We start from the raw sequence: 5,152 nt of genomic DNA, 5'->3' as shown, positions 1-5,152 counted from the left end.
AGCGCCTGGTGCAGATGCGGATCGCCGATCAGCGGCGCGTCGATCGCGATGTCGACCGAGCCGTCGTATAACTTCGTATAATGTATGCTATACGAAGTTATTACGCGCGAATTGTTCGGCCGCTGCGTGCATCCGCTGATTCCGTTCTTCGGCTTCGCGCTCGGCAACGGCATCGATCTGAACGTGATCGCGAAGAGCGGGCTACCGGGCATCGCGCTCGGGCTCGCGGTGATCGTCGTGACGGGCGTGCCGCTGATTCTCGCGGACAAGTTGCTGGGCGGCGGCAACGGGACGGCGGGGCTGGCCGCGTCGTCGACGGCCGGCGCCGCGGTCGCGAACCCGGCGATCATCGGCGAGATGATTCCGAAGTTCAAACCGATGGTGCCGGCGGCGACGGCGATCGTCGCGACCGCGTGCCTCGTGACGGCGATTCTCGTGCCGATTCTGACGGCGATGTGGGCGAAGCGGGCGGCCAGGGCGTCAGGGGTGCCGGTGCGGGTCGTGACGCGGGCGGCGCATGGTGGGGCGATCGAGCACGAGGGGCATGTTTGAGGGGATGCCGGTTCGGGTCCGGCCTCAGGCACCGACCATCCTGGCGGCCGCTCGCCATGCCCCCGCGAACGCTCACCTTCAGGTAGGCTCCGGAATCCGGCTCACACGTTGCCCAAGCCGGCGTTTTCCGGAGCGCCTTCCATGCCCACCGCCGTCCTGCTGCGTACCCGCCATTCGCACCTCTATCCGGGCAGCATCGTGACGCTCGACCACGATGCGCCGCGCACCGCCAAACCACACCCCGCCGTCATCGAATTCGCGGACGGCTCCGGCGCCACCGCGACACTATCCCGCGTCGGTGACGATACCCTCGAACTTGCCGTAGACGAATACGTCACGCAGAAGCGCCACGCGATCGTCGCGCGTCGCTGGTCGCTGCGGCCGATCGATGCGGCCCGCACGGGATGGCGCATCACGCACCGGCTTCCTGCCACCTGATGCCATGGCGCCGCTATCGGCGCGAACCGCTTCCAGGCGCTAAAATCCGCCGCCTGGGCATCCACGACGAGCAAGCGTTTTGACGGCGTTCGAGCAGGGCTTCATCCTTACCCGCCACTGGCGGGACACCGCATCCGGCATCGAGATCGAGTTCTGGCTGGCAACCGAACACGGTCCGCGCCGCGTGCGGTTGCGCCCGCAGGAAGCCGTCGCGTTCATCCCGGCCGAACAGCAGGCACTCGCCGAACGCGCACTGGCCGGCGAGCGCGAAGCCGAATTGCGGCCGCTCGCGCTGCGCGACTTCCGGCAACGCCCGGTCGTCGGCCTCTATTGCAAGCGCTACCGGCATCTGTCCGGGCTCCAGAAGCGGCTCGCCGCCGCCGGCGTCGACGTCTACGAAGCCGACGTGCAGCCGCCCGACCGCTACGCAATGGAGCGCTTCATCACCGCATGCGTGGCGTTTCGCGGCCAGCCCGGCCGCGACGGCACGCTCACCGGCGGCGAGCTGAAGCCCGCAACCGGTTACCGCCCTGCGCTACGCTGCGTGTCGCTCGACATCGAAACCAGCGTCCACGGCGAGTTGTACTCGATCGCGCTCGAAGGCTGCGGACAGCGCCAGGTCTACATGCTCGGGCCACCGAACGGCGGCGCGAGCGGCAGCGCAGGCACCCTCGACTTCGACCTCGACTACTGCGACAGCCGCCCCGCGATGCTCGCGCGGCTCAACGACTGGTTCGACCGGCACGATCCCGATGCGGTGATCGGCTGGAATCTCGTGCAGTTCGACCTGCGCATCCTGCATGCGCACGCGGAGCAATACGGCATCCCGCTGAAGCTCGGGCGCGGCGGCAGCGCGCTCGACTGGCGCGCGCACGGCCAGCAGCCCGACCACTTCTTCGCGGGCGCGGCCGGCCGGCTGATCCTCGACGGCATCGACATGCTGAAATCCGCGACGTGGACCTTCCCGTCGTTCAGCCTCGAATACGTGTCGCAGTCGCTGCTCGGCGAAGGCAAGTCGATCGACAACCCGTACCAGCGGATGGACGAGATCCAGCGCCGCTTCGAGCACGACAAGCCCGCGCTCGCGCGCTACAACCTGAAGGACTGCGAACTCGTCACGCGCATCTTCGACAAGGCCGACCTGCTGTCCTTCGCGCTGGAACGCGCGAGCGTCACGGGCCTCGCGGCCGATCGCACCGGCGGCTCGGTCGCGGCGTTCACGCACCTGTACCTGCCGCGCATGCACCGGCTCGGCTATGTCGCCCCGAACCTCGGCGACGTGACGGGTCAGAACAGCCCCGGCGGCTTCGTGATGGATTCGCGGCCCGGGCTGTACGACTCGGTGCTCGTGTTCGACTACAAGAGCCTCTATCCGTCAATCATCCGCACGTTCCTGATCGACCCGGTCGGCCTGATCGAGGGGCTCGCGAATCCTGGCGACGATGCTTCGGTGCCCGGTTTTCTCGGTGCGCGCTTCTCGCGCACCGCGCACTGCCTGCCCGACATCGTGCGCCGCGTATGGGAGGGCCGCGACGACGCGAAGCGGCAGCACAACGCGCCGCTGTCGCAGGCGCTGAAGATCATCATGAATTCGTTTTACGGCGTGCTCGGCTCGACGGGCTGCCGCTTCTTCGACCCGCGCCTCGCGTCGTCGATCACGATGCGCGGCCACGAGATCATGCACCGCACGCGCACACTGATCGAAGCTCAGGGTTACGAAGTGATTTACGGCGATACCGATTCGACGTTCGTATGGCTCGGCCGCGCACATGACGACGACGAAGCCGGCGCCAAGGGCCGCGCGCTCGTCGAGCACGTGAATCGCTGGTGGCACGTCCACCTACGCGAACAGTTCGGGCTCGACAGCGCGCTGGAGCTGCAATACGAGCGGCATTACCGCCGCTTCCTGATGCCGACCGTGCGCGGCGCGGAAGAAGGCAGCAAGAAGCGCTATGCGGGGCTCGCGGCAACGGCCGACGGCGGCGAGGATCTCGTGTTCAAGGGGCTCGAAACGGTGCGCACCGACTGGACGCCGCTCGCGCAGCAATTCCAGCGCGAGTTGTACCGGCGCGTGTTCAGGCGCGAACCGTACCAGGATTTCGTTCGCGACTATGTGCGGCGCACGCTGGCCGGCGAATTCGACGACCAGCTCGTCTACCGCAAGCGCGTGCGCCGGCCGCTGCGCGAATACGAGCGCAACGTGCCGCCGCACGTGCGCGCGGCACGCATCGCCGACGAGTTCAATCACGCGCAGGGCCGGCCGCTGCAGTATCAGCGCGGCGGCTGGATCAGCTACGTGATGACGACGGCCGGCCCCGAGCCGCTCGAAACGATGCGTTCGCCGATCGACTATGCGTTCTATCTGAGCCGCCAGCTTCAGCCCGTCGCCGATGCGATCCTGCCGTTCCTGCGCGACGATTTCGAACGCGTGATCTCCGGGCAGGGGCAGTTGTTCGGCGATTGAAGGGTCACCCTCCAGCCCGCGCCGACTGCGCACGCAACCCATTCTTTCGGGCAGTTCGTCGTGCGTCGACCATGGGTCTACCAATCGATCCGCAGCCGCATCGACCGGCATTCGCGCGCACCCACCTGCCGCACGACAAGTAAAACCGATTGCCTCGATCAGGAGTCCAGCCTGGACGCTGGGCCGGCCGGTCGCACTGGCCACGTACCGGATCATTGGCCGCACGACCGATGCACGCACCTACCGCTGAGCTACGCAGGCCCAAGCGGCACCATCGATGCGATCGCGGCCGCCACGCCGCGCGCGTCGGGAACGGTCAATGCGGCAAGCACCGCCGCAGCAATCACCGATGCGTGATCGCCACGGCATGCGCGTTGCGCACTCCCACGCATTCTGGAACACAGCTCGCCAGGAATCGCCGTTTATCCGGCCGTTCCGGGTTCCTAAACTTGCTCCGTCGGTTCGACCTGCCCCAATGCGCCGAACCGCAAACGAAACTGTCTGAGGAAATCGTGAAATCGCTCATCGTTACCATCGCCGCCGTCGCCACTACAGCCATCGCGCTGCTCGCCGCACCGACCATGTCGTACGCACAATCGCCGTCGCACTCGACGCTCACCCGCGCGCAAGTGCGCCAGGAGTTGCTCGACCTCGAATCGGTCGGCTACAACCCGACGATCGGCGACGGCGACAGCTATCCGGACGACATCGTCGCCGCGCAGGAACGCCTGGCCGCGAAGCGCCTTGCCGAACACAAGCGCGCCGAAGCGGCCTACGGCCCGAACGGCGCACCGGGTTCGGATGCCGGCGCGCCGGCAGCGGCGGCCGTGACGCACTGACGCGCCGCCGGTCGCCGAGAGGACGCCCCCAACTCCGCGCCGTCCCGTGGGGCATGCGGCTAAAATACCGGCCTGCCGCGCGTCCCGCCGCGGCCGGAGGACACTCATCATGACCGCACGTCGCGGTGCCGCGGTCGCCATCGCACCCGGCCACGAGACAGCCAGCCTGTCGAAAGCCCAGCAAACGTTCAATACGCTCGTCAAGCAGATCGAAAAGCGGCGCGAGCGGCTCGGCGCGTGGGAAGCCGTGATGCCGGCGTTCCAGAAGAAGTTCGTCGATGGGTTGTTGCCGCTCGAACAGGAAGCGACGGCGCTGCGCATCCGGCTGATCCATCTGCTCGACGACGCGTTCCTGCAGAAGGGTCTGAGCAAGGCCGAGCAGCGCACGCTGTCCGACCTGATCGTGGATATGGCGGGTGATTTGCTCGACGTCAGCGACGACGCGACGTTGAAGATCATCTACAACCGGCATGCCGGCCCCGCGCACACCGGCCACGAAGCGGCCGCTCCCGAGCCCGCCAAACCGGGACGGGAACAGGAGCCCGAACCGCAACCGCCAGAAGGTCTCGACACGCTGTCGCCCGAGGAACTCGCCGAACGCCTGCAGGCCGAACTCGACGCCCAGTTCGAGCGCGACATGGCCGCCCACGCGGCCCGCGAGGCGCAGCGCGCGAAGCGCAAGAAGGCACCGAAGCAATCGGCGGCACAGGCGCGCATCGAAGCCGAGCAGGCCGAATCGAACAAGTCGATCCGCGAGATCTATCGCAAGCTGGCCAGCGCGCTGCATCCCGATCGCGAACCCGATCCGCAGGAGCAGCAACGCAAGACCGTGCTGATGCAGCGGGTCAACCGCGCCTAC

Annotated in this window: 4 protein-coding genes and 1 pseudogene; all 5 read left to right on the top strand. The window is 67.4% G+C overall.

Annotated features, from left to right (window positions below):
• Positions 1 to 105: 105 nt before the first annotated feature.
• Positions 106 to 552: pseudogene (locus tag JMF90_RS23310) on the top strand (2-keto-3-deoxygluconate permease); the annotation flags it as partial.
• A gap of 141 nt (positions 553 to 693) precedes the next feature.
• Complete coding sequence (locus tag JMF90_RS23305) at positions 694 to 990, top strand: hypothetical protein (RefSeq protein ID WP_011548621.1); 297 nt, start codon at positions 694 to 696, stop codon at positions 988 to 990.
• Positions 991 to 1,069: 79 nt separating this feature from the next.
• Entirely contained in the window at positions 1,070 to 3,454 is a 2,385-nt protein-coding gene (locus JMF90_RS23300) for a DNA polymerase II (RefSeq protein WP_011548622.1), read from the top strand.
• 512 nt (positions 3,455 to 3,966) lie between these two features.
• Entirely contained in the window at positions 3,967 to 4,293 is a 327-nt protein-coding gene (locus JMF90_RS23295) for a DUF4148 domain-containing protein (RefSeq protein ID WP_041489673.1), read from the top strand.
• A 109-nt stretch (positions 4,294 to 4,402) separates the two neighbouring features.
• On the top strand, positions 4,403 to 5,152 hold a 750-nt coding region (locus JMF90_RS23290; RefSeq protein WP_201325475.1), incomplete at its 3' end, for a J domain-containing protein.

Origin of the sequence: Burkholderia sp. E168m23 (genome assembly GCF_016586125.1) — a bacterium.
GTDB classification, from domain to species: domain Bacteria; phylum Pseudomonadota; class Gammaproteobacteria; order Burkholderiales; family Burkholderiaceae; genus Burkholderia; species Burkholderia orbicola.
This window is presented reverse-complemented; position numbering and strand designations above follow the sequence as displayed.